Here is a 23,076-nt window from a genome sequence, read left to right as displayed (position 1 = left end):
GACGTCGTCGGCGCGGGCCGTGAACGATGTGCCGGCGAGCGTGCGGGCGAACACGGTTTGCGCGGTGGACGATTCGCAGACCCCGCACAGGCCGCTGAGACCGTCGCGGATCCACGCCCCACGGGTGGGGCGAACGGGTATTGCACTTGGGGGGTTTGGTCGGATGTGGTGCATGACCGCGCTCCTCGCCTGCCGGTCATCGGCAGCGCTCAGCCTCCGGCCACGTCGAGGTGATCACGGAGAGGTGAGTGCTCGTGACTCTTGATACGCTCACACGCAAGTTCATTTGCGGCAAGCCATGCGTCAAATTGCCGTGCGGGCAGGCCATTCGTGAAGATGGGGGTGCGATGCGAAACCGGCCGAGTGAGTTGGGTGCCGAGCTGCGACGCTTGCGGCAGGCGGCAGAGTTGCGACAGGAAGACCTGGCTCGTGCAGCAGGATGGGACACGAGCACGATGTCGCGATTGGAAACCGGAAAGGCGACGGTCGACTCGCGACACCTACGTGCGATTGCCGAGGTCCTGCGGTTGACGCCGGTCGAGCGGATGCGTCTGGAACGTCTGGCCGGAGGTGGTGAGTACGAGCCGGCGGAGTGGTGGGTCAAGTACCACGAAGTCCTGAACCCGGTGTACGAGCAGCTCATTTATCTGGAGTCGATTGCGACCGCCATGGATGTGGCATCCACGCTTGTGCCGGGCCCTTTGCAGTCCGAGGACTATGCCCGGGCGACCATCACGATGAGCGCCTTCGTGCCGGATCCGGATGACGTGGACGCGCTGCTGGAGGTGCGGATGAAGCGCCGGCGTGTCATCACCGACGGAGCGGTCCGGACTCACGCGACCTTGTCAGAGGTGGTACTGACGCACGCGTTCTGCGGAGCGGTAGCCTTGCAAAAACAGCTGCGCTACCTCCTTGAGCTCGGTGAGCTGGCGAACGTGAGTCTCAGGATCGTGCCGCACGCTGCGAGAGCCGTGCCGTTCCTGGGCGGGGTCACGATCCTGGAAACCCCGGCTCAGGAACCTGTGGCACTCGTCGAGTACCAGTCGAGCATGCAATTCCTGAAGGACGAGCGCACCGTCAAGCGCTACCGTCGCGACCTGGGCTTCTTTCGGTCGGCAGCCAGTTCCGAAGAGGACTCGCGACGGATGATATTGGAAAGGTTGAGTGCCCTGTGAATACTCCGGATCAGTACCCGTGGCGCAAATCGCGCTACTCGAATGGCAATGCGTCTTGTGTCGAGGTGGCCCCCCTCCCGGCGTCCACCGGCATCCGTGACACCAAGGATCGCGGCCGTGGCCACTTGGCCGTCAGCCCCGCTGCGTGGCGTGAGTTGCTTCGGGGGCTTCGGGGCTAGGTCGTGGATGACGGAACTCGCCCTGGATCGCCGGGGCTTGGGGGCGGCGGCCTCGAACCGGGTCGCCGGCTCGGGGTGTTCCTCGCGTACTCGCCCGTGAACGCGGATCGGGCCGTCGGCCTGGATGTCCTGTTGCGCGACGCGGGTGTGCGGACTGCCGTGGATGAGATCCGGGATCTCTCCGACGGGCTGCCCGCCGAGCCGGTGCTTCAGGAGTTGGGGGCCTGCGACCTCGTTCTGCTGGTCTGGTCTCGGGGTGCGGCCGAGGATCCGCACGTGCGGGTGCAGTGCGAATACGCGGCCTCGTTCGGCAAGTCGTGTTTGGTCTGGCCGCTCGACGCGACGGCCCCGCCGGACGGCGGCGGCGTGGAGCGGTTGCCGCTCGGTTGTGACGTCCGGGAAGTGGCTGCCGAGGTCGTGCGGCGGTTGGGGGTTCGATCCCGGGGCCGTTCCGGGGCCGGCGGGGTGGTCGAGCCCGGACCTTGGACGATCGAGAGTGATGCCCGCCTCGGGGAGTTCCTGGCGCTGGAACTCGGCCCCATGGGAAACGGCTCCCGTGACCCCGGTGCGCTGACCGGCACGCACCGGCGGGCGGGCCTGGCGGGCCGGGTCGTCGGGTCTTGGTGGTTCGACGATGCGGCGGGTCGGCTCGACCTGGAGCTGGAGTCGGCCTTCGGGCTGCGGCCGGTGCGCGAGGTGCGGCGGCTGCAACTCCTCGGTGGCGACGGACCGTTCCTGACCGCCGAGGATCTGCACGGCATCGCGGACCCGAGGCGCTACCGGCTCACCCGGGAGTTGCGCGGCTGACACCGTTCGGGTGGGCGCGGCCCATTTGCCGGGTCCAGCGGTGAACTATGGCCACGACCCCTGTGCGGCGGATCGGGCCCACTACATTGTCCGGGACCCGGGACCCGGAAGCCGCGTCGTCATCCGGAGCGTCGATCCCACCGACGCGCAGAGCCGGCTCCCGACTCCGGGCGAGGAACCGGCCCGGCGGCTCGGGGCGGGGTCGGACGTTGAGGGGAAATGTGGTCCGTTCGGAGTCGTTGCGTGCGTGGGGCCTGAGGTATCTGTGTATCTGGCTCGGATCGTTGTTGGTTCTCGAAATCCCTGTGTGGCTTTGGTACGCCGTCGCTGTCGGTGTCGACCATGTCGGCCTCGACTCGAACGCCATGCCCTCGTTGACCGGGCCGTTCATGGGGCCGTCCACGGTCGACGGCTACGGTGTCGAGTCCGAGGGCCGCGGCCTCTCCTCGCTGGTCGCCCTGATCATGGCCGGGATCGATTTCTACGCCGTGTTCGGCCTCGTCGTCCGGTCGGCCGCCCTGCGATCGCGCGCGTTCACGGCAACGGCGGTGGGGCACACGTTGCTTCTGCTGTGGGCGCTCTTCCTCGTCGCCATCGGCGCCTGGCACTGGGGCGCGACTCTTTGGTACGCGCTCATCGTCGCCTTCTGCTTCGGGATTCGACGTGTTGGGCCGGTGACGAGTCGAAGGCGGGTCAGGTTTCTCGGAGGGTCAGGTCGGCGGCGGTTCGGGTGAGGTGGGTGGTCAGGATCGCGGCTGCGGCCTCCGGGTCGCGGGCCAGGGCCGCCTCCTCCAGGCGGCGGTGTTCGTCGATGCCGTCGCGGTCGGGGTTGCGGTGGGCCGACCAGCGGCGGGCCAACTCGCTTGCGGTCCACATACGGTCGAACGTCTCCAGCAGGACCGGATTGCCGCAACCCTCCAGCAGCGTGCGGTGGAAGAGGCGATGCGCCTCGGCCCAGGCGCTGCTGTAGTACTCGCCCTCCTCGGTGTCGTACGGCTCCGTCCGGGCCAGCCGGTGGTGCGCCGCGCGTACGCGTGCCTCCCAGTCGACGTCGCCGCGTTCGACGGACATGCGCAGCACGACCGGCTCCACGACCCGGCGCGCCTCGGCGATCTCCTGCCAGCGCCGATCCGAGAAGGCCGGCACGGCGAACCCTCGATTGGGCAGCCGGTCCGCCAGTCCCTCGCCGACCAACCGCACCAGCGCCTCGCGGACGACGGCCAGACTCACGCCCTGCGCCCGCGCGAGGTCCTGCGGCTTGAGCGCGTCGCCGGGGGCATGCACGCCGCGCATGATCGCGTCCCGCAGGCGGGCGTGCACCTGCTCGGAAAGCATCTGCTTCGCCGGTGCGGGCGAGGCGGGGAACGTCTCAGTCACGTCGCCCACTATAGACGATCCTCCAGATAATCGATTATACGTGTTATCGTCGATCCATGAGCACCGACAATCCCTTCACCCGCCTCTCCGAGGCTGCCCCGTTCACCGTGACCAGCACCTCCGTCGCCGACGGCGCTCCCTGGGCGCCCGCGCAGCTGTCCGGCATGTTCGGCATGCCGGGCGGCAAGGACCTCTCCCCGCACCTCTCCTGGAGCGGAGCGCCGGAAGGCACCAGGAGCTTCGCCGTCACGATCCACGACCCCGACGCCCCCACCGGATCCGGTTTCTGGCACTGGGCGGTCGCCGACATCCCCGCCCACGTCACCGAACTCCCCGAGGGCGCGGGCGACGACACCGGCTCGGGCCTGCCCGCCGGCGCCTTCCAACTGCCCAACGACGCCCGCGCGGCCCGCTTCGTCGGCGCCGCCCCGCCGGCCGGGCACGGCCGGCACCGCTACCTCGTGGTCGTACACGCCCTCGACGTCGAGTCCATCGACGTCCCCGTCGACGGCACCCCCGCCCTGCTCGGCTTCACCATGTCCACCCACACCCTCGGCCGCGCGACGCTGACCGCCACGGCGCAAACTCTCGCCGAGGGCGAAGAGTTCGACCCGGACGAGGCCGTCGAACGCGTCGAGGTCTCCCGCCTCGTCCCCGCCTCCGCCGAAGCCGTCTTCGCGGTCCTGACCGACCCGCGGGGCCACGTGGACATCGACGCGTCGGGAATGCTCCTCGACGCCGAGGGCGCCCGGGTGGAACGCCCCGGCGACCGCTTCGTGGTCCACATGGACCGGGAGGCCCTCGGCGACTTCCCCCTGGGCAAGTACGACGTCGAGGTCGTGATCACCAAGCTCGTCCCGAACGAGGAGATCGCCTGGACCGTCGAGGGCCGCATCCGACCGCACGTCCGCCACGTCTACGGCTACCGGTTGGCGCCGGCCGAGGGCGGCACCCTCGTGACGTCCTACTACGACTGGTCGGAACTCGCCGAGGAGTGGAAGCGGCGCCTGACCTTCCCGGTGGTCCCCGAGTCGGCACTCAAGGCCACCCTCGGAATCCTCGAACGCACCGTCCGCCGGCGCGCCGCGGCCTGACCGACGGCCCGACCGTCCCGACGCCCCCGTGGCGTCCGACGAGTCGCCCGTCCACCGCCGACCCGACTCGTCGGACGCACCCGGGAGGCCCGTCTCAGCGGCGGCAGAGCGCCGCGGTCACGATGTCGTCGACCCGCTGCCTGGCGGCCTCGTCGCCGAGTTGCACGGTGACCGCCACGTTGGCCGCGCGGCCCGTGTCCGTGGCGCCGCCCCGGGTTTCGTAGCCCGGGAAACTGCCGCCGTGGCCCCAGTACAGCTCACTGCCGCCGCCGCCACAGGACAGCGGCTTGCTGACCAGGCCCAGGCCGTAGCGGGCGCCGGGGCCGAAGGTCTTCTCGGCCGGGCGGGTGTCGGCGCGCATCTCGGCGAGTTGGGCCGGCTTGAGGAGGTCGCCCTTCAGGAGCTTGCCGTAGAAGCGGTTCAGGTCGGAGTCGGTGGAGATCATCTGGCCCGCCGACCACGCCCACGACGGGTCCATCTCGGTGATGTCGCTCAGCGGCGCACCCGGCGATTCCCGGTCGTAGCCCCTGGGGTGCGGGCCCCGGATGGTGCTGTCGTGCGGGGCGGGGAAGTAGGTGTCGCGCAGGCCGATGCGCTTGATGATGCGTTGGTCGAGTTCTCGGGCGATGGGGTGCTTGGTCACCTTCTCGACGAGCATGCCCGCGAGTACGTAGTTCGTGTTGCTGTACTTCCAGCTCTCGCCGGGCGCGAAGTCGGCCGGGTGTCGCAGCGCGATGTCCACCAGCTCGCGCGGCTCGTAGTAGCGCAATTGCAGGTTGTACTCGGTGTAGTTGGGCAGCCCGCTGGTCTGCTGGAGCAGGTGTCGGACGGTGATGACATTCCCGTCGATCCCGTCCCCGTGCACCACGCCCGGCAGGTAGGTCTCGATCGGCTCGTCGAGTCGGATCCTGCCCTCGCCGACCAGTTGCAGCACCACCACCGCGGTGAACGCCTTGGTGTTGCTGCCGACCCGGACCCGGCCGTCCCGGGGCACCTTCGCGCCGGTGGCGATGTCGCCCACGCCCGCGGTGTACGTACGGGTGTGCCCGTGCCGGTCCTCGACGCTCGCGAGCGCGCCCGGCGCACCCACCGAGCCGGCGGGCCCGACCAGCGCGTCCAGACCCCGCTGTACGCCGTCCGGCCGGCCGCCGGCCGACGCTGCGGGCGGCGCCATCACCCCCGCCACGATCAGGCCGGCGGCCAGCGCCGCCACGGCCGAGACCGTGCCGCGCCGGCCGAGCCGGGGTCGTCGGGAAGGGTGGCGGGTGTGCCGTGCCGATGAACGCACGAGTCAACTCCTGTGGGGGATGCGGGTCGGTTGCCTGATCCAGGATCCGCGCCCACACCCACCCGGCACGAACCGGCCACCTCCCGACTCGGGGTAGTGCCACCACCCCCCGGACGCCTCTTGCCGTTATATATCGCCGCGCGATATATAACGGTCATGAAGCCACTGAGAGAGCAGAGCTACCTCATCCTGCTCGCACTGGCCCCCGAGCCGCTGTACGGCTACGGAATCATCACCGCGGTCCGCGAACTCTCCGACGAGAGAGTCAAGTTGGGCGCGGGAACCCTGTACGGCGCGCTGGACCGGCTCGCCGGCGACGGCCTGGTCGCACTCGACCGCGAAGAGGTCGTCGGCGGCCGGTTCCGCCGCTACTACACGTTGACCGGCGAGGGCCGCCAAGCCCTCACCGCCGAAACCGCACGACTGGCGGAACTCGCCCACCGAGCCGCACGCCGGCTCGGTACCCCACCCTTTGTCTTCAACCCGGCGGGATGATGAACGACACGTACGAGAGACACTGTCGCCTGCTGCTGCGCGCCTACCCACCCCGCTACCGGCTCGCCCGGGAGGCCGAACTCCTCGGCACCCTGCTGGATGCCGCCCCGCCCGGCGCGACCCGGCCGTCGACGGGCGAGGCGTGGGACATCGTGCGCGGCGGGCTGCTGACCCGGCTGCGGGACCGCCCTCCGCTGCATCACTGGCTCGCCTACCGCCTGTTCGCCAAGCGTATGCCGGACCGCTACCGCATGTGGGTCCGGGACGACGCGCTCGGCCGTTTCCACTTCCTCCGCAGAAACTTCTGTGGCCAGCTGGAGGGCATCGTCCTGTTCGTGCTCATGATGGCCGTGAGCGGTCTCGGCTCGACCGTTCTCACGGATCCCGAACTCCTGCTTCCACCCCGAACCGGGCAGTGGGTCCTGCTCGCCGTACTCGTACTGGGGACCCTCAACCCCATGTATTCCAGGCGCTATCGCACGCGCACGCTGCACAAGCACTGGTTCGGCGCGGACGGAACCGATCTGCTGCCGCCACCGCCCCTGCCGGGCGTCCCGAGCGGGTCCTGACCCCCGAGGGCGCACCGTAGGGCTCAGCCGAGGGCATCGGCCAGGTCGCGGAGGTGACCCGCCACGGGGCCGACGGTCAGCAGACCGCTCGTGGCGCCGGCCTCCTCGGCCGCCGCCGGCGTGAGGGCGGTGACGGCGCGCGCCATCACCGCCCGATCGCCCACCCCGATCGCCGCCCGCGCGGCCAGGCACCACAGCGCCTCGAACAGCAGGCCCGGCGGCGGATCCGGTACGTCCCGCAGGCGCTCCGCGGCCTCGTCCCGGGCGCCTCGGGCCAGCAGCACCAGCGGTCCGGCCCACGGCTCGTGGGGACCCCAATCGGTGTCGTCGTCGCAGTGCGCGGGCCGGCCGTGCCGCAGCCGCAGGCACAACAACGCCAGGGGCAGCAGCCCGTGTTCGAGGCCCGGCATGCCGACCCCGGACAGCCGACCGGCCGCGTCGCGGTAGGCCGCCTCGGCTTCGTCCGTCTCCTCCACCGAGCCGGTCGCGACCAGGCGCAGGGCGCGGAACCATTGCGTGAAGACCTTGGCCAGGGGCAGTTCGTGGCGGTCCGCCAACCGGTCCACCACCAGCGCGTGTTCCTCGGCCGCGGCGAAGTCCGCGAGCGCGGCACGGCCCTGCATCCGGATCAGCCGGCCGAGCACCGAATAGGTGATCAGGCCGTGCCGCTCGGCGAGTGCGGTCAATTCCGCGCCGATCCGCTCGCGGCGCGGGGACAGGCCCGCCCGCTCGAACGACTGCATGTACACGCCGTTCAGGGCGAATGCCGACAGCGCCGGGTCGTCCAGCCGCCGGGCGAGTTCCGCCGCCTCGCGGGCGGCCCGTGCGGCGCGCGGTGAGCGGGTACCCCGGGACTCCACCGCGATCGTGGCCGACAGCCGGGCTCGCGCGGCCTCGTGCTCGCCCGCCGGCAGCGCCGCGAGCGTACGCTCCGCCGCCGCGACCACGTGCGCCGCGTGCTCCGGGTCGTCGACGCGGGTCCAGATCGCCGGGACGTCGTACGCCCCGATCACCCGGGCGGTCAGCTCCGGATCGCCCAGTTCCTCGGCCGCCTCGATGGTCGCCGAGCGGTGCCGGCGGGCCGCCGCCAGGCCGCCTCCGCCGCCCACGGCGAGGTCGCGCGCCAGGCCCACCGACGACGCCAACCGGGCCCGGGAGCCCGGGGCGAGCGTACGGTCGTACTCGGCCGCGACCTCCGCCCACACCCGCCCGGCCGGATCGATCGCGCCGAGCCGGTCGTCCTGGGCGAGGATGTCCGCCTCCAGCCGCCGCAACGCCGGCCCGGGGTCCACCCCGAGCCGCTCGACCAACAACCGTCGGGCCCGGCGCAACACCGCGAGCGCGTCGCCCTGGCGCCCGTCCCGATAGAGCCCGAGCGCCAGCAGTCGCCAGCCCTCCTCGCGCCACGGATGCTCGGCCACGTACCCGTCCAACTCCGCCACCGCCCGCGCGGCCTGCCCCACCGCCAGCCGGGCCGCCCCCCGGCGCTCCACGGCGTGCCGCCGCAGCTCACCGAGCCGGGCCCGCTCGGCCCGGGCCCACCGCTCGCCGGCGAAATCGGCGTACGCGGGCCCGCGCCAGCACTCCAGCGCCGCCGTCAGCCGGGGCAGCGCCTCACCCGGGGGCAGCGCGTCGGCGGCGCCCAGCATGTGTTCGAAACGCCCGCCGTCGACCGCGTCCCGATCCGCGCGCAATACATAGCCCGGCCCCGCCGTGACCAACAACCGGCCCGGAGCACGCGGCGGCCGATCCGGCTCGACGGCCCGGCGCAGCGCGGACACGAACGTGCGGACCGCACCGACCGCGTTCTCGGGCGGCTCCGCCCACAGATCCTCGACCAGCCGGGCCACCGGCACCACGCGCCCCCGGTCGACGAGCAGCCGCGCCAGCACCGCGCGGTGCCGGGGTCCCTTCAGGGCGACGAGGTCGCCGGCGGCGTCCCAGGCGACCACGGGGCCGAGCACCCCGAACGTGATGCCCGCCGCCATGACCAGCCCTTTCCCCTGCCGAAGTCCTGCCCCGAGCCCCGCTCCAGGCCCGCTCCGGGCCACGCTAGCGCGCGCTCATCCGATGCTCATCCGCTGCGGCGAGGGTGGGAGGCACCCCTTCGACGAGGACTCGACGAAGAGAACACGAGGAAAAGAGGCCACCCATGGCACCCGGCACCACCGCCGACCGCCGGCACCGGATCACCGTCGCGGACGGGGTCGCCCTGCACGCCGCCGTCTCCGGCTCGGGCCCCGCGATCGTGCTCCTGCACGGCTTCCCGCAGACCCACCTGATGTGGCGGCACGTCGCGGCGGATCTGGCCGCCGACCACACCGTGATCCGCCCCGACCTGCGCGGTTACGGCGCGAGCGACAAGCCCGTCGACACCGACGGTACGACCTACGCCAAACGCACGATGGCCGCCGACGTGGTCGCGCTCGCCGCGGCCCTGGGGCACGAGCGGTTCGCGCTGGCCGGGCACGATCGCGGCGCGCTGGTGGCCTTCCGCGCCGGTCTGGACCACCCGGACCGAATCACCCACCTCGCCGCCCTGGACGTACTGCCCACCCTCGACATGTGGGACGTCATGCACGGGGTGACCGCGGCCGTGGGCTTCCACCTGTACCTGATGGCCCAGCCGCCGGGTCTGCCGGAGCGGATGATTGCGGCCGACGCGGACGCCTTCTTCGGCCACTTCCTGGACACCTGGACCCTCGACCGGGGGGCGATCCCCGCCGACGTCCGCGCCGCGTACCTGAGGGCATGCCGCGAGGCGGTGCCGTCCATCGTCGCCGACTACCGGGCCTCGGCCGGGATCGATGTCGAGCACGACCGGGCAGACCTGGTGGCCGGCAACCGGCTGACGATGCCGGTCGCCGTGCTCCAGCAGGACTGGGGCGCGGCCCTCGGCTTCGACGCCGCCGCACTGTGGTCGGCCTGGGCGCCCGACCTGGCCCACACCACCGTCTCCACCGGCCACTTCATGGCGGAGGAGGCCCCCACCGAGGTCGCCGCCGCGCTGCGGGCCCTCCTGCGGCGCTGAGAGCACGCGGGGCGGTCGGCGAGACCGGCGGGGCGGCCCGGCCCGCGCGGGAGCCCGCGGGAGCCCGCGACGGATCACCCTGCGCGCTCACGGCTCCACGCTCACGGCTCCAGCAGCGTCACCTCCTCCGCGTGCCGGCGCTGTTGCGCCTCGTCCCAGTCGCCGGTGCAGTAGACCGCGAGCCGGGCGATCGTGTCGTCCTCGACGTCGGCCCGGATCAACTCCCGGCAGTACCAGTGCTGTTCGTTCTGCTCCCAGCGCTCCTCGACCTCGATCACGAACCCCGTCGGGGTCGGGTCGACCCGGTGGCGCGCGACGGTGCCCGGGGCCGGGTGTCCGCCCTTGCGCAGCGCGATCAGGTCCTCGATGCCTCGGGCCTGGAGCCGCCACTGCGGCAGGGTCAGGTCGCAGAAGGAGTCCGGACCGAACAGGCCCTCCGGCGGGGTGCCGGTCTCCAGGAAGGTGATCAGGCGGGCCACGAGTACGTCGTTCATGACCGCGCCTCCGACTTTTCGGCCTGCGCCGTCTTCGTCGCGGCCAGGTTGCGGCCGACGACCGCCATCGTCCGAGCCAGTGCCTCGGTGGGGCTGAACTCCACCAGTTCGGTGCCGGCGAAGATCAGCGGCAGGTGGCCGGGAGCGCCGTAGTAGGCGTCGCCGGCCCGGTAGACCTCGTCGTGGTCCGGGTAGCGGAAGACCACCTTTCCGGTGAGCACCACACCCCAGTGCGGGCTCTGGCAGCGGTCGTCGGGCAGTCCGGCGAACAACGCCGCCGGGTCGACGTCGGCCTTGTGGGTCTCGAACCCGACGGTGTAGCCGTCCAGTTCGGCATAGCGGCCTTCGATCACCGGCTCGTCCAGGGTGAACGCGGCCTGTGCTTTCGAGATGCCGGGCACGATGTCCTCCTCGATCGGTTCCGATCCCCTCGTCCGGGGACCCCCGTACGGAGAAGGCGTGCGATCGGGCGGCACGATGTGCGATCGCACCTCACGACGATGGTTCCGCCGCTGTTGTGCCGTGCTCACAGCCGCCATGTGACGGGTTGTTCCGGGCTGTACACGCACAGCGTGCCGGTGTGGATCGTGTTGGCCAGGTGTCGGCCCAGGGGTGGGTGGGCTCGGGTGATGCGGTCGATGGCGGCATGGATACGGGCGGTGACCGCGGTTCGGGCCCGTTCGGCGGGCGAGCCGGAGCGGCGGACGCGGCCGCCGAGGCCGTACGCGGCGGACAACTGCCCGACCAGCGCGTCGTGTTCGACGGCGATCCGGGCCGAACGCTCCGCGTCGCCGGCCGCGTCCGCCTCGGCCGCCTCGCCCTCCAGCTCCCGGAGCCGCCGTCGATACGCGGAGCGCGCGGCGGCGTCGATCACCTCGCCGGTGTCGCCCGGGCGGTGCAGCGCGTCGTCGGCCCGCGGAGCGGCCTCGGCGCCGGGGCCGGCGGTGGTGGCCAGGTCGAGTGCGGGCACCGGCGTGCCCGGACGGGCCAGCAGTACGGCGAGATCGTGCATGCCCTTGCTGTCGGGCAGCATCACCTCACGATCGGCGTAGCCCAGCCGCCACAGGCGGTCCGAACGGCGGAACACGTTCGGCCGGTCCGCCGCGGCCGGCGCGACACCGGCCTCTTGGGCGATCCGGGTGACCAGCGGGGCCGCGCCGATGCCCCGGGCGGCGGCGAGGGCGGCGGCGAAGTGGCGTTCGGCCGCCGCGTGGTCGCCGAGCGCGCTCGCCAACAGGCCGAGGTGTCGGTGTACCGGGCCGCGCACGGCGGCGCCGATGCCCTCGACCACGAACAGGTCCCGGTACGGCGACAGCCACTCGTACAACCGCCGGGCCAACGGGGTCGGGCCGACGAGCGCTATCGTCTCGGCGGCCTGGGCGAGCATCGGCAGCCACTCGCTGTCCCGGGGCGCGTCCGCGAGGAGCGGGCCGGCCGCCGCCAGTCGGCGTGCGGCCTGATCGGTGTCGCCCAGCTGCGCGGCGACCAGCGCGAGGCTCACCTTGGCCCATGCGTCCGGGATCTCGTCGAGGCGTGGTTGCCCGGCGATCAGCTCCGCGATGGCAGTTCGGTCCGCCGACTCGGCCAGCAGGCACCAGCGTTGGGTGGCCGCGAGCAGCGCGGCGTTGCCGCTGCCGGCCCGGCGGCCCAGTTCCTCCACCCGATCGACGCAGCGCGCGCAGTCGGCGAACCGGCCCTCCAGGAGCGCTCGCATGCCGCGCCACAGCGGGACGTACCAGGCGTAGAGCGGATGTCTCAGCGCACGTTCGGCGGCGCCGAAGGCCGGCATCTCGGCATCCGCCTCGGCGACCCTGCCGAGTTCGAGCAGCGCCACCATCCGCAGCCGGCGGCCCAGGAGTTCGAGCGCCGGATCGGGCAACCGGCGGGCCGCGTCGATGATTTCGGCGGACCGGGCCAGCCGCTCGGCGCAGTACGCCGGACCGGCGAGCGCGTCGCACTCGGCGGCGAGCGCGTAGCCCAGGCCGGCCGCGTCACCGCAGGCCCGCGCGAGGCGCACGGCCTCCTCGGCGAGGGCCAGGCGGACGGGCTCGGGCTCGATGAGGGTGACCGCCACGGAGAGGCGGGCGGTGACGGCGGCGAGCAGCTCGGGGTGCGCGACGAAGGCCCCGGCGCCGGCCGCCGGTTCGGCTCGCCGGTCCGACAGCTTCGTTCGCGCCTCGGTGAGCAGGTCGATCTGCGGGCGGTCGAGCAGGTCGACCTCGATGCCGGCCGGGCCGTTGCCGAGGCCGAGGGCGGCGTGCGCGAGCAGGTCGGCGCGCCCGTGCCGGCGGGCCAGGTCGGCGGCGCGCAGGAAGTCGACTCGTGCCGCCGCGCGTTCGCCCATGCCCAGGTGGGCCGTGCCCAGTTCGATCAGCACCTCGGCGAGTGTGGTGTCCGCCGCGCCGACCGTGCCCAGGGCCGCGACGCATCGTTCGTACCACTGGGCGGCGTCCTCGTACGCGAAGACGCCCGCCGCCTCGTCCCCGGCCCGGCGGGCGTACCCGGCCGCCGCCTCGGCGTGTTCCGGGCCGGCGCGCAGCAGGTGGTGGGCGACCTGGGCGGGACCGACGTCCCGACCCCGGGCGGCGAATTCGGCCAGTACGCCCCCCGCTCGCTCGTGCCACGCGACCCGCTCCGCCGGGGACAACGCCTCGTACGTCGCCGCCCGCATCAGCTCGTGCCGGAACGCGCCGGACCCGGCCTCGACCAGGGCGAGCAGCCCGGCCGCCGTCGCCTCGGCGAGGACCGTACGCACCTCGCCCAACGGCACCCGCGCGACCTCGGCGAGCGCATCCAGCCGGAAGTCCGCGCCGAGTGCCGCCGCCGCGCCCAGGACGCGTGCGCACTCCGGCGGCAGCTCGGCCAATCGGACACCGACCGCGTCCCGGACCGACGCGGGTAGCGGTCCGGGGGCGCGGTGGCGCAGCAGCTCGGTGACGAAGAAGGCGTCCCCGCCGGAGCGCGTGTGCAGCGTCCGGACCGCGGCCGGGTCGGGCCGTCCGCCGTCGGCGGCCTCGACCAGTGCGCGCACGTCCGGCTCGGTGAGCGGACCCAGCGGCAGGCAGCGTGCGGTGCGCAGGAGCGCGGAGCGGGCCGACGACCGTCCGCGCCAGGAGGCCTCGTCCTCCCGGAGGGTCACCAGCAGGAGCGCCGTCGTCGTACGCAGGCTCGGCGCGAGGTCCGGGAGGAGGCGGACCGAGGAGGCGTCGGCCTCGTGGACGTCGTCGACGATCAGGAGGAGCGGGGTGCTCGCGGCGCCCGTTCGGATCAGCCGGGCGAAATCCCCGGCCAGCCGGAACCGGGCCGCCTCGGGTGCGCTCCCGTGCGGGCCGTGGGTATGGCCTCCCGTGCGGCCGGACACCAGTGCGCGCAGGCCCGGCAGTGTCTCGGCCAGGCGGGCACCCGCCGCGTCGCCCGCGACCAGCTCCCGAGCCACCGCCGACCACGGGCGCAACGGGGCGGCGGCCGTCTCGGGCGGACAGCTCACCCACAGGACGCGGAATCCCCGCGCCCGCCGCGCGACCTCCTCGGCGGTCCTGGTCTTGCCCGCCCCCGCCGCCCCGGTCAGCGCGACCACACCACCGCGCCCCGCGCGGGCATCGGCCAGCGCCGAGTCCACCTCGGCCAACACCTCGGTGCGTCCGACGAAGGGAAAGCCGGCCATGCTCAGTCCTCCCACCCCTCACCGGGGGCCGGGTCCCAAAAGACCGAGGCCGCACGTGCTCGTCTCACCACCCCAGCGTGAGATACCCGCCCGAACCGGACAATCACCCTGCTCCGGTCGCAGCGTGTCGCCCGCTTCGACTCAGGTTTGCGCGGGCTCCGTCGCCGTCGTGGTCGCCGCCGGCGTCAGCTCGCCGTCCCGCTCCGTGAACAGGTCGCCCGTTTCCGGGCAGCGCCACGAACCGTCGCCGGTCGGGGTCAGCGGCACACCCGCGCGGCCCACCCACTTGATGCGGCGGGCCGGTACGCCGGCCATCAGGGCGTAGTCCGGGACGTCGCGGTGGACCACGGCACCCGCCGCGATCAGGGCCCAGCGGCCGATCGTGACGCCCGCGACGACCACACTCCTGGCGCCCACGGCGGCGCCCCGACGGACCGTCACACCCTGTGCGTGCCAGTCCTGTTCGCCCTTGATCCGGCCGTCGGGGGTGACCGCGCGCGGATAGAGGTCGTTGGTCAGCACCACCGCCGGCCCGATGAAGACGCCGTCCTCCAGGACGGCCGGCTCGTACACCAGCGCGTGGTTCTGCACCTTGACGTTGGCCCCGACGCGCACGGCGGGGCCGATGTACGCGCCGCGCCCGATCACGCAGTTCGGGCCCAGGACCGCGTCCTCCCGGATCTGGGCGAGGTGCCACACACGGGTGCCCTCGCCGATGCTCGCCGAATCGTCCACGTCCGCGCTGGGGTCGATTGCCATTTCCCGAACGCTAGTGCCCGTCCGGGCTCCGCGCCCGGGAAAGGGCTCACTCGGCCGCGACGCCCAGGAAATCGGCGAGGATCCGGGCCGAGCGCCGGCCGTCGTGGTGTTCGGCCACGTAGGCCGGTCCCCGCGCGGCCATCTCGCGCGCCGCGTCGGGCTCGGCGGCGATCTCCTCCAGGACCTCGGCGAGCGAGTCCGGGTCGGCGGCGCGGATCGGCAGGTCGGCCGGCAGGTGCGCGGTCGCCGACTCGTGGAGGTAGCAGATCGTCAGTCGGCCGGCGGCCATGCCCTGACACGACGTCATCCCGTAGGAGCCGCAGGCGAATTGGTCGAGCACGATGTCGGCGTCGGCGAACAGCGCCGGGAGTTCGGCGGCGGGTCGGTTCAGGATTCGGCGGTATTCGATCAGGCCGATGTCGTGCAGTCGGTGCAGCGTCGGCTCGATCCGCGCGGTGCCGCGCAGGAAGGGGCCGGCCATCACGTGCACCACGACCGGCCGTTCGCGGGTGAGCACCGGAGTGTCCGTGCGCCAGTCCGCCGGGTCGAGCGCGGCGGGCAGCCACACCGCGTCCGGCACGTCGGCGATCAGGTCGGGCGTGGCCACGAACGTCGGCACCTCCAGGCCGCGCAGGATCGGCAACAGCCGGTCCACCTTGGCCTGGAGCGCGTGGGTCAGCTCGTAGCGCGGGTCGAATGGGGAGAACTCGACGCGGGCCCGATGCGCCGCCGGATCGCGCACCTCCGAGCCGTACAGGACCAGTCCGAGTGCGATCCCGGCCGCGCGCAGCTCGGCCAGGTCGGTGTCCACCCAGGAGCCGCCGAGTCGACCGAACGCGGGCATCCCGCACTCGGCGAGCACATGCGTATAGCGGTCCAGGACCTCGGCGAGCCGGCCCAGCTGCCAGCGGGTGGACAACCAGTCGTCGGTGCCGATCGCCCGATCGGTGGGGTGACCGAGGGTGTTCGCCGAGGCGAGCGCGGCCGACTCGGCGCGCACCCCGGGCAGGTGCCGCTCCACCGCGCGGGCCCACGCGTGGCCCTGCCCGGCGGTGTTGGTCGGCCCGATCCCGAGCACGGGGGAGGGCGTCGGGGCCGGCACCGCGTCGGCCGCGAACGCGCGCACGTACGGCTCGTACGCCCGGGCGCAGCGCGCCGCCCACGCCGTCGCGTCGCGCTCGACCTCGGCGCGGTGCCGGTTGCGGATCGCGTCCAGGTCGCGCTGGGCCATCATCCGGCGCAGGCCGCGGATCACCCCGCCGCCGTCCAGCGCCTCGACCGCGGCCCGTGCCGCGGCCAGTTCGGCGGTGCGGGCCGGGTCGACCGGTACCCGTAGCGACCGCACCACACCGGTCTCGGAGACCTCGACGGAGGTGGTCACCGCGACCGTCTCGGCCGGCGCCACGTGCAGCGTGTACATGCCCTCGACCGGATCGTGCGGCACCTGCCCGCCCACGTCCGTGTGGGTCACGACGACCCGTCGCAGCCGCTCGGGCGGGGTGAATCCACGGTCCTCCGCGGCCTGCCGGGCATCCGGAATCGCCACACCCGCGGCCACAGCCGAGTCCCTGTCGCTCATTGCCGTCGTCTCCCAAGGCCGTGCCGACTGTTCACAGACTGTCACCGGGGACGAGCGGTGACCAGCGTCGCCACGTTACTTGGCTTTACCGAAAGGACCCGGTTTCCGCCGGGGGGCACGGCGCGTCGGGCCGGGAGGCGGGCGCCCCGCGCGCACGGATACGCGTCGGCCCGGGCCGCACACAGGGGCGACCCGGGCCGACGCGACGCGTGCGGGGTGTCCTCAGCCGGACTCCTCGGCGCCTCGTTCCGTACCCGCCTCGACCCGCTCGGCCAGGCTCTTCGGGCTGGTCAAAAAGCCCGCGCCCCACGACCCGTGCATCGTCGCGAGCACCCCGGGCAGCCGGACCAGCGCGTTCGGGCTCAGGTCGCGGCCCTCCCACGCGGCGCCGGCGAGGATGCCCATCGCGTACCCGCCCGGCACCAGCCAGCCGACCTTGCGCCCGGACAGACCCACCACGGTCCCGGCGGCCACCGCGGCGAGCGCGGCCGGCGGGGCCAGGTAGCGCAGGTTGACCGAGCCCTCGTGATGCCGGGTGACCACCCGACGCCAACGGCCGTAATGGAAGTACTGCTTCGCCAGCGCCTTGGTGGTCGGCCGGGGCCGATACGAGACCTCCAACTCGGGGGAGAACCAGATCAGATAGCCGGCCTGCCGGATCCGATAGTTCAGCTCCCAGTCCTGGGCCCGCTCGAACTCCTCGTTGTAGCCGCCCAGTTCCTCCAGCACCTCGCGGCGGAAGACGCCCAGGTAGACGGTGTCGGAGGGACCCGCGCCGCCGCCGGTGTGGAAGCGCGCGTTGCCGACGCCGAGCTTGGAGGTCATCGCCCGCGCGACGGCCTCCTCGTACGGCGTGGTGCCCTCGGCGTGCATCAGCCCGCCGACGTTGGCCGCGCCGGTCTCGGCGAGCAGTCGCACGGCGGTGGAGATGTAGCCGGGCGGCAGGATCCCGTGGCCGTCCACCCGCACGATCACGGGGTGACTCGACGCACGGATCGCCGCGTTGAGCGCACTGGGGGTGCGGCCGGTGGGGTTGGGCACGGTGCGCACGCGGGAGTCGTTCGCGACCAGTCGGGCGGCGATGGCGTCGGTGTCGTCCGTGGACGGACCGAGCGCGATCACCACCTCGATGTCGCCGAGGTAGTCCTGGGCGAGCACCCGCCCGACGGCCTCCTCGAGGTGTCGGGACTCGTTGAGCACCGGCATGATCACGGAGACGGGCGGTTTTTCGGGAAGCGGCTCCACCCGGCGAGCAGGAGGCTCGGGCGTGGCGGGCTCGTCGGCGGTGTGATTCATCGTCTCGGAGCGTACTGCGAACGGCCCCCTCGCCGGGCATCGACCGGGTGGGCGAGCAGGTATCGAGCGGACGACGGCCGGGTGGGCGAGCGGGCGCCGACCGTCGGCGTGCCGCTGCGGTTCGCCCCCCGTCCCGCTTTACGGTGGTTCGACGCCCACCGCAACCGTGGCCGGACGACGAGGCGTCCTTCGGGTGTAAGCGGGTACGGATGCACATCCGCACGGCGCGCGCGACGGCGCGCAACGGAACGGCGGGACGAGATCGGTCCGCGAGGAGGGACACCGCACCCCATGGCGACAACCGGCGGCCGATCCTCGGCGAGAAGCCCCCAGGGCGACCGGAACGGGCAGCGCGTCGGCCGCAACTGGCTGGTGCTGCTCACCGGCGCGCTGGCCGCGGCGATCCTGGCCACCAGCGGCATCGGCTGGGCCTGGGTGAAGCACTTCGACGGGAAGATCCAACGGATAGACCCGTTCAAGGGTCTGACGGACCGTCCGGACACCGGATCCGGCAAGGACCTGAACTTCCTGATCGTCGGCTCCGACAACCGCGAGGGCATCCCCAGGGAGACGCTGAACAAGCTGCACGCGGGCGGCGAGTCGTGCGACTGCACCGACACGATCATGATCGTGCACCTGAACGGCAAGCGGGACCGGGCCACCATCACCAGCCTGCCGCGCGACAGCTACGTGGACTTCCCCGCGCACAAGGACAAGACCACCGGGCAGCAGCGGGGCCCGTCCAAGGGCAAGATCAACGCCGCGTACACGCTCGGCGGCCCGTCGCTGACCGTGGCCACCGTGGAGAAGGCCACCGGGATCCGGATCGACCACTACATCGAGGTCAACTTCGTCTCCTTCGTCAGCGTCGTGGACACCCTCGGCGGCATCGAGATGTGTACGCCCAAGGCGCTGCGCGACCCCAAGTCGGGCCTGGACCTGCCCGCCGGCACCAGCAAACTGGACGGCGTCAAGGCGCTGCAGTTCGTCCGCGCCCGCTACATCGCCAGCGACCCGACCGGCGACATCGGCCGCACCCAGCGCCAGCAGAAGTTCATCACCCAGGTGCTCGCGAAGGCGACCTCCTCCGGCACGCTGACCGACCCGCTCAAGCTCAAGAACGTGCTGGACGCGGTGCTCGGATCGATCAAGGTGGACGAGGGGATGAGCTCGCAGTCCTTCCTGGAACTGGGTACCAAGATGCGCAACCTGTCCAACTCGGGCGTGACCTACGCCCAGGTGCCGCTCAAGAGCATCGACCACCAGGTCCCGGAGTGGGGCTCGACGGTGTTGTGGGACGACGCCAAGGCCCCCGGCCTGTTCCGGGCGATCCGCGAGGACAAGGACCTGATCGCGCCGCCGGAGAAGAAGGCCGACGGGCCGAGCCCGAGCACCGCCGCCGCGCCCTCGCCCGTGTCGGTGGAGGTGGCGCCGGGCGACATCTCGGTGCAGGTGTACAACGGCACGCCGGCCACGAGCCCGGGCACGCGCGCGTACGACGACCTCAAGGGCGCGGGCTTCGTCATGGCCGGTCAGCCGCGCAGCTCCAACGCCTCGGACGGGACGCGTACGATCATCCGCTACGACCCCAAGTGGAACCGCTCGGTCAAGACGGTGCAGGCCGCGCTGCCGGGCGCGACCTCGGAGCAGGTCACCGGCCTGGGCCGGACGATCGAGGTGATCGTGGGCTCGTCGTATCCGGGCCTGACCCCGGTTCGGGTCGGCGGTACCAACACCGAGGCGCCCCCGACCGACCCGGCGTCGCCGGGTCCGGCATACTCCGCCAAATCCGGCGATGAGGTCTCATGTAAGAAGTGAGCATCAAGTGTGGAACAGATGGTCGCCGAGTTCGGCATTCGGTTGCCTCGGGGCTGATCCAGTGACAGCTTCGGGGTCATGAACACGTGGCCGCCGGGGTGGGCGGATGGCGACCAGCAGCCGCAGCAGCCTCCCCCGGGAACGATTCCGAGCCGCCCCGGCGGGAACGCCGCGGGCGGCTATCCACCGCCGCCGGCGCAAAGCCCGAGCGGATACCCGCCGCCGCCCCGGACCCCCGACGGCTACCCGCGTCCGCAATCGGGCACGGCCGGGCCGGGCGGCGTGCCGCCGGTGCAGGGGCCGCCCGGCGCGGACGGCTACCCGCCCCAGCCGTCGTACGCCGACGCGAACGCCGCGCCGCCCGGGCCGCCGCCGCAGCGCGCTCCGGGCGAGCCGGGCGGACCGGGGGGTCCGGACGGCCCCGGTGGTCCCGACGGCCCGGCCGGCCCGCCCGCGCGCCCCCGGCGTCCGGTCAATATCAAGAAGCGCATCCTCATCGGGGTCGGCATCTTCGTCGCGCTCGTGCTCACGTTCGGCGTGGTGACCTACTTCTGGGCCGACTCGAAGATCCGGCACGAGGACGTGCTGGACAACTACGCGGGCCGGCCCAAGGGCATCGAGGGCACCACGTGGCTGATCGTCGGCTCGGACAGCCGCGAGGGTCTGGACGCGACCGACCGCAAGAAGCTGCACACCGGCAAGGCCCCGGGCAAGCGCACCGACTCGATGATGCTGCTGCACAAGGGCAAGGGCGGCACCGCGCTGATCAGCCTGCCGCGCGACTCGTACGTGGACATCCCCGCCTTCAGCAAGAACGGCAAGACGGTCAAGGCGCAGAAGAACAAGCTGAACGCGGCCTTCGAGAAGGGCGGCGCGCCGCTGCTCGCCCGCACCGTGGAGATGGCCACCGGCATTCGGCTCGACCACTACGCGGAGATCGGGTTCGGCGGGTTCAACAACATCGTCAACGCGATGGACGGTGTGGACATCTGCCTCAAGGGGCCGATCAAGGACCCGAAGTCCGGGGCGAACCTGGAGGCCGGCTGCCAGACGCTGAACGGCGAGCAGTCGCTGGCCTTCGTGCGCTCGCGCTACTACGACCCGGCGCGCTCGGACCTGGCCCGGATGGAGAACCAGCAGATGTTCCTCAGCGCGCTGGCCAAGAAGGCCAAGTCGGCGGGGATCCTGCTCAACCCGTTCAGCGCCTTCCCGGTCGCCGACGCCTCGCTGAGCGCGGTGACGGTGGACGACGACGCGGGCCTGTTCGACCTGTACGACCTGTTCAAGGACATGGGCAGCCTGTCCGGCGGCAAGGGCGTCACCACCACGGTGCCGATCGCCAACCCCGGCCACATGGTCAAGGACATCGGCTCGACCGTGTTGTGGGACGACAAGGGGGCCAAGGCGCTGTTCCAGGCGTTGCGCGACGGACGCACGGTGGACGCGGCCAAGAACTGACCCGGGGACGGGGCGCCGGATCGTGGCGCCCCGTCCCGCCCGTGGTGACTGATGGTCGACAAGTGACTCGCCGCCTGTCCCCGTCGTTTCGTACCATCGGCACTCGGCCGGGATGTCGGCCGGCGACCCTGCCCCGAGGTGACTGACTCCGCATGAACGACGCCGCGATATCCGACGCAGACCACACCTTCCAGGTCGATCTGCGGGGTCTGGTCGACCTGTTGTCGCACCACCTCTACTCCAGCCCTCGGGTATACCTGCGCGAGCTGCTGCAGAACGGCGTCGACGCGGTCACCGCGCGGCGGGCCGTCGATCCGCAGGCCGAGGCGGCGATCACCATCACGGTCGCCGACGGCGGGCTGCGCGTCGCCGACACCGGGGTCGGGCTGACCGAGGCCGACGTGCACCGCTTCCTGGCCACCATCGGCCGCAGCTCCAAGCGCGACGCGCTGGAGAGCGCGCGGCGCGACTACATCGGCCAGTTCGGCATCGGCCTGCTCGCCTGCTTCGTGGTCGCCGACGAGATCACCGTGGTGACCCGCTCGGCGCTGACCGACGCGGCGCCGGTGGAGTGGAAGGCGGGCTCGGACGGCCGCTACACGGTTCGCACCCTGGACCCGAGCGCACACGAAGTGCCGGGCACCACCGTGTTCCTGACTCCGCGTCGGGGCAGCGAGGCGTGGTTCGCCCCCGAGCGGGTGATCGAACTGGCCCGCGACTTCGGCGCGTTGCTGCCCTACCGGGTCACCGTGGTGGCCGGCGGCGAGCACACTCCGATCACCGACACCCCCGCGGTGTGGGACCGGCCGTACCCGACGGTGGGTCTGCGGCGGGCCGCGCTGACCGCCTACTGCGAGAGCCGGCTCGGCTTCACTCCGCTGGACGTGATCGACCTCGACGTACCGCTCGCGGGCGTGCGCGGCGCCGCGTTCGTCCTGCCGGAGGCGGTCAGTCCGGCGATGCGCGGCAAGCACCGCGTGCATCTCAAGGGCATGTTGCTCACCGAGAACGCCGACGGGCTGCTGCCCGACTGGGCGTTCTTCGTGCGCTGCGTGGTGGACACCGACACGTTGCGGCCCACCGCGTCGCGGGAGAGCCTGTACGACGACGAGTCGCTGGCCGGGGTGCGCGACGCGCTCGGCGGGCACATCCGGGACTGGCTCGCGGACCTGGCCGCGCACGACCAGCCGCGCCTGGCCCGGTTTTTGAGTGTGCATCACCTCGGCGTCAAGGCACTGGCCCGGCACGACGACGAACTGCTGCGCCTGGTGCTGCCGTGGTTGCCGTTCGAGACCACCGACGGGCGGATCGCGCTGGACGAGTTCGCCCGCCGGCACCCGGTCGTGCACGTGACCTCGACGGTCGAGGAGTATCGGCAGGTCGCGCCGATCGCGGCGGCGGCCGGCCTCGGCGTGGTCAACGGCGGCTACACCTACGATCTGGACCTGGTGTACCGGCTCGCGGAGATCCGGCCGGGCACCACCGTCGCCGAACTCGACCCGGACACCGTCACCGCGCACCTGGACGCGGTCGACCCGGCCGTGGAACTGGGTGCGGCGAGCTTCCTCGCGCACGCGCGGGCCGCGCTGGACCCGCTCGCGTGCGACCTGTCGCTGCGCACGTTCCAGCCGGTGACCGTGCCCGCGCTGTTGCTGGACGGGCGCGATGCGCGCGGGGAGCGGGGTCGGGCCGAGGCCGAGCAGGACGCGGCCGGGCGCGGTGACGACCTGTGGTCGGGGATCCTCGGCTCGCTGCGCAACCAGGGCCCGCGCGCGCAGCTCGTGCTCAACCATCTCAACCCGCTGGTCCGCCGGATCGCCGGCCTGGCGGATCCGGAACTGGCCCGGGCCGCGGTCGAAGGGCTCTACGGCCAGGCCCTGTTGCTCAGCCACCGTCCGCTCACCGCGGCCGAGACCGGCCTGCTCGGCCGATCCTTCCTCGGCCTGCTCGAGCGCGCCGTCCACCAGCCGAACCCCGCCGAATAGGAACCCTG

At 72.5% G+C, this 23,076-nt stretch carries 20 protein-coding genes and 1 pseudogene; 12 read left to right on the top strand and 9 right to left on the bottom strand.

The annotated features are described in order from the left end of the window. The first annotated feature begins 254 nt into the window (after window positions 1-254). From ACWGR4_RS23135 to ACWGR4_RS23120, 4 genes are all read left to right on the top strand, one after another. Window positions 255-1,175, top strand: a complete 921-nt coding sequence (locus tag ACWGR4_RS23135; protein ID WP_452133063.1) for a helix-turn-helix domain-containing protein — start codon at window positions 255-257, stop codon at window positions 1,173-1,175. Then, the gene (locus tag ACWGR4_RS23130; RefSeq protein ID WP_452133062.1) at window positions 1,172-1,354 is read left to right on the top strand and encodes a DUF397 domain-containing protein; all 183 of its coding nucleotides are present in this window, start codon (window positions 1,172-1,174) and stop codon (window positions 1,352-1,354) included. Before ACWGR4_RS23135 ends, ACWGR4_RS23130 begins: the two co-directional genes overlap by 4 nt. Before the next feature lie 96 nt (window positions 1,355-1,450). Then, window positions 1,451-2,161, top strand: coding sequence for a hypothetical protein (locus ACWGR4_RS23125; RefSeq protein ID WP_452133061.1), 711 nt, complete (start codon window positions 1,451-1,453; stop codon window positions 2,159-2,161). Window positions 2,162-2,448: 287 nt separating this feature from the next. After that, the gene (locus tag ACWGR4_RS23120; protein WP_452133060.1) at window positions 2,449-2,895 is read left to right on the top strand and encodes a hypothetical protein; all 447 of its coding nucleotides are present in this window, start codon (window positions 2,449-2,451) and stop codon (window positions 2,893-2,895) included. Here ACWGR4_RS23120 and ACWGR4_RS23115 read toward each other — a convergent pair. Further along, entirely contained in the window at window positions 2,855-3,496 is a 642-nt protein-coding gene (locus ACWGR4_RS23115) for a GntR family transcriptional regulator (RefSeq protein ID WP_452133068.1), read from the bottom strand. The genes ACWGR4_RS23120 and ACWGR4_RS23115 overlap by 41 nt on opposite strands. Before the next feature lie 98 nt (window positions 3,497-3,594). Between ACWGR4_RS23115 and ACWGR4_RS23110 the strand changes: the two are divergent. Together ACWGR4_RS23110 and ACWGR4_RS23105 are read left to right on the top strand one after the other, a co-directional pair. After that, window positions 3,595-4,131 (top strand): annotated as a pseudogene (locus ACWGR4_RS23110) (YbhB/YbcL family Raf kinase inhibitor-like protein); the annotation flags it as partial. Beyond that, on the top strand, window positions 4,105-4,632 hold the full coding sequence (locus tag ACWGR4_RS23105) for an SRPBCC family protein (protein ID WP_452133067.1): 528 nt from the start codon (window positions 4,105-4,107) through the stop codon (window positions 4,630-4,632). The pseudogene ACWGR4_RS23110 and the gene ACWGR4_RS23105, both read left to right, overlap by 27 nt. Before the next feature lie 94 nt (window positions 4,633-4,726). On the opposite strand, the gene ACWGR4_RS23100 is transcribed toward ACWGR4_RS23105, so the two are convergent. Next, a complete protein-coding gene (locus ACWGR4_RS23100; protein ID WP_452133059.1) occupies window positions 4,727-5,920 on the bottom strand; it encodes a serine hydrolase domain-containing protein in 1,194 nt (397 codons plus the stop codon). Window positions 5,921-6,076: 156 nt separating this feature from the next. Here ACWGR4_RS23100 and ACWGR4_RS23095 point away from each other — a divergent pair, with 156 nt between their 5' ends. Beyond that, a complete protein-coding gene (locus tag ACWGR4_RS23095; RefSeq protein WP_379999878.1) occupies window positions 6,077-6,415 on the top strand; it encodes a PadR family transcriptional regulator in 339 nt (112 codons plus the stop codon). After that, window positions 6,412-6,984 (top strand): hypothetical protein, encoded by a 573-nt coding sequence (locus tag ACWGR4_RS23090; RefSeq protein ID WP_452133058.1) that lies wholly within the window; start codon window positions 6,412-6,414, stop codon window positions 6,982-6,984. Before ACWGR4_RS23095 ends, ACWGR4_RS23090 begins: the two co-directional genes overlap by 4 nt. Window positions 6,985-7,007: 23 nt before the next feature. Here the strand turns inward: ACWGR4_RS23090 and ACWGR4_RS23085 are convergent, their stop codons facing one another. Further along, window positions 7,008-8,972 (bottom strand): AfsR/SARP family transcriptional regulator, encoded by a 1,965-nt coding sequence (locus ACWGR4_RS23085; RefSeq protein WP_452133057.1) that lies wholly within the window; start codon window positions 8,970-8,972, stop codon window positions 7,008-7,010. Between the two features lie 164 nt (window positions 8,973-9,136). Here ACWGR4_RS23085 and ACWGR4_RS23080 point away from each other — a divergent pair, with 164 nt between their 5' ends. After that, window positions 9,137-10,015, top strand: coding sequence for an alpha/beta hydrolase (locus ACWGR4_RS23080; RefSeq protein ID WP_452133056.1), 879 nt, complete (start codon window positions 9,137-9,139; stop codon window positions 10,013-10,015). A 101-nt stretch (window positions 10,016-10,116) separates the two neighbouring features. Here the strand turns inward: ACWGR4_RS23080 and ACWGR4_RS23075 are convergent, their stop codons facing one another. The 6 genes from ACWGR4_RS23075 to ACWGR4_RS23050 form a co-directional block, all read right to left on the bottom strand. Continuing rightward, window positions 10,117-10,509: a hypothetical protein gene (locus ACWGR4_RS23075; protein WP_452133055.1), complete on the bottom strand. Its 393-nt coding sequence runs from the start codon at window positions 10,507-10,509 to the stop codon at window positions 10,117-10,119. Next, window positions 10,506-10,910, bottom strand: coding sequence for a cupin domain-containing protein (locus tag ACWGR4_RS23070; protein ID WP_379999888.1), 405 nt, complete (start codon window positions 10,908-10,910; stop codon window positions 10,506-10,508). Before ACWGR4_RS23070 ends, ACWGR4_RS23075 begins: the two co-directional genes overlap by 4 nt. Before the next feature lie 125 nt (window positions 10,911-11,035). Continuing rightward, on the bottom strand, window positions 11,036-14,173 hold the full coding sequence (locus ACWGR4_RS23065; protein ID WP_452133054.1) for an ATP-binding protein: 3,138 nt from the start codon (window positions 14,171-14,173) through the stop codon (window positions 11,036-11,038). A 141-nt stretch (window positions 14,174-14,314) separates the two neighbouring features. Further along, entirely contained in the window at window positions 14,315-14,932 is a 618-nt protein-coding gene (locus tag ACWGR4_RS23060) for an acyltransferase (protein ID WP_379999892.1), read from the bottom strand. A gap of 46 nt (window positions 14,933-14,978) precedes the next feature. Further along, the gene (locus tag ACWGR4_RS23055; RefSeq protein ID WP_452133053.1) at window positions 14,979-16,511 is read right to left on the bottom strand and encodes a glycosyltransferase; all 1,533 of its coding nucleotides are present in this window, start codon (window positions 16,509-16,511) and stop codon (window positions 14,979-14,981) included. Between the two features lie 222 nt (window positions 16,512-16,733). Then, window positions 16,734-17,807 (bottom strand): glycosyltransferase family 2 protein, encoded by a 1,074-nt coding sequence (locus tag ACWGR4_RS23050; RefSeq protein ID WP_452130735.1) that lies wholly within the window; start codon window positions 17,805-17,807, stop codon window positions 16,734-16,736. Between the two features lie 291 nt (window positions 17,808-18,098). Between ACWGR4_RS23050 and ACWGR4_RS23045 the strand changes: the two genes are divergently transcribed. The 3 genes from ACWGR4_RS23045 to ACWGR4_RS23035 all read left to right on the top strand — a co-directional run bounded on the left by ACWGR4_RS23045 (window position 18,099) and on the right by ACWGR4_RS23035 (window position 23,068). Further along, the gene (locus ACWGR4_RS23045; RefSeq protein ID WP_452130736.1) at window positions 18,099-19,625 is read left to right on the top strand and encodes an LCP family protein; all 1,527 of its coding nucleotides are present in this window, start codon (window positions 18,099-18,101) and stop codon (window positions 19,623-19,625) included. A 78-nt stretch (window positions 19,626-19,703) separates the two neighbouring features. Beyond that, window positions 19,704-21,083 (top strand): LCP family glycopolymer transferase, encoded by a 1,380-nt coding sequence (locus ACWGR4_RS23040; protein ID WP_452130737.1) that lies wholly within the window; start codon window positions 19,704-19,706, stop codon window positions 21,081-21,083. A gap of 152 nt (window positions 21,084-21,235) precedes the next feature. Further along, window positions 21,236-23,068, top strand: a complete 1,833-nt coding sequence (locus tag ACWGR4_RS23035; protein ID WP_452130738.1) for an HSP90 family protein — start codon at window positions 21,236-21,238, stop codon at window positions 23,066-23,068. Window positions 23,069-23,076: the final 8 nt, after the last annotated feature.

The organism is Embleya sp. NPDC055664, from assembly GCF_053618075.1.
Note: the sequence above shows the minus strand (reverse complement) of the source record. Positions and strands in the feature narration are given on the sequence as shown.

Excerpts from the sequence above, each read along its gene's own strand:
- ACWGR4_RS23115 (WP_452133068.1), bottom strand. The coding sequence starts at position 3,496 with ATGCTTTCCGAGCAGGTGCACGCCCGCCTGCGGGACGCGATCATGCGC.
- ACWGR4_RS23095 (WP_379999878.1), top strand. The coding sequence starts at position 6,077 with ATGAAGCCACTGAGAGAGCAGAGCTACCTCATCCTGCTCGCACTGGCC.
- ACWGR4_RS23090 (WP_452133058.1), top strand. The coding sequence starts at position 6,412 with ATGATGAACGACACGTACGAGAGACACTGTCGCCTGCTGCTGCGCGCC.
- ACWGR4_RS23085 (WP_452133057.1), bottom strand. The coding sequence starts at position 8,972 with ATGGCGGCGGGCATCACGTTCGGGGTGCTCGGCCCCGTGGTCGCCTGG.
- ACWGR4_RS23080 (WP_452133056.1), top strand. The coding sequence starts at position 9,137 with ATGGCACCCGGCACCACCGCCGACCGCCGGCACCGGATCACCGTCGCG.
- ACWGR4_RS23075 (WP_452133055.1), bottom strand. The coding sequence starts at position 10,509 with ATGAACGACGTACTCGTGGCCCGCCTGATCACCTTCCTGGAGACCGGC.
- ACWGR4_RS23065 (WP_452133054.1), bottom strand. The coding sequence starts at position 14,173 with ATGGCCGGCTTTCCCTTCGTCGGACGCACCGAGGTGTTGGCCGAGGTG.
- ACWGR4_RS23060 (WP_379999892.1), bottom strand. The coding sequence starts at position 14,932 with ATGGCAATCGACCCCAGCGCGGACGTGGACGATTCGGCGAGCATCGGC.
- ACWGR4_RS23055 (WP_452133053.1), bottom strand. The coding sequence starts at position 16,511 with ATGAGCGACAGGGACTCGGCTGTGGCCGCGGGTGTGGCGATTCCGGAT.
- ACWGR4_RS23050 (WP_452130735.1), bottom strand. The coding sequence starts at position 17,807 with ATGAATCACACCGCCGACGAGCCCGCCACGCCCGAGCCTCCTGCTCGC.
- ACWGR4_RS23045 (WP_452130736.1), top strand. The coding sequence starts at position 18,099 with ATGGCGACAACCGGCGGCCGATCCTCGGCGAGAAGCCCCCAGGGCGAC.
- ACWGR4_RS23040 (WP_452130737.1), top strand. The coding sequence starts at position 19,704 with ATGAACACGTGGCCGCCGGGGTGGGCGGATGGCGACCAGCAGCCGCAG.
- ACWGR4_RS23035 (WP_452130738.1), top strand. The coding sequence starts at position 21,236 with ATGAACGACGCCGCGATATCCGACGCAGACCACACCTTCCAGGTCGAT.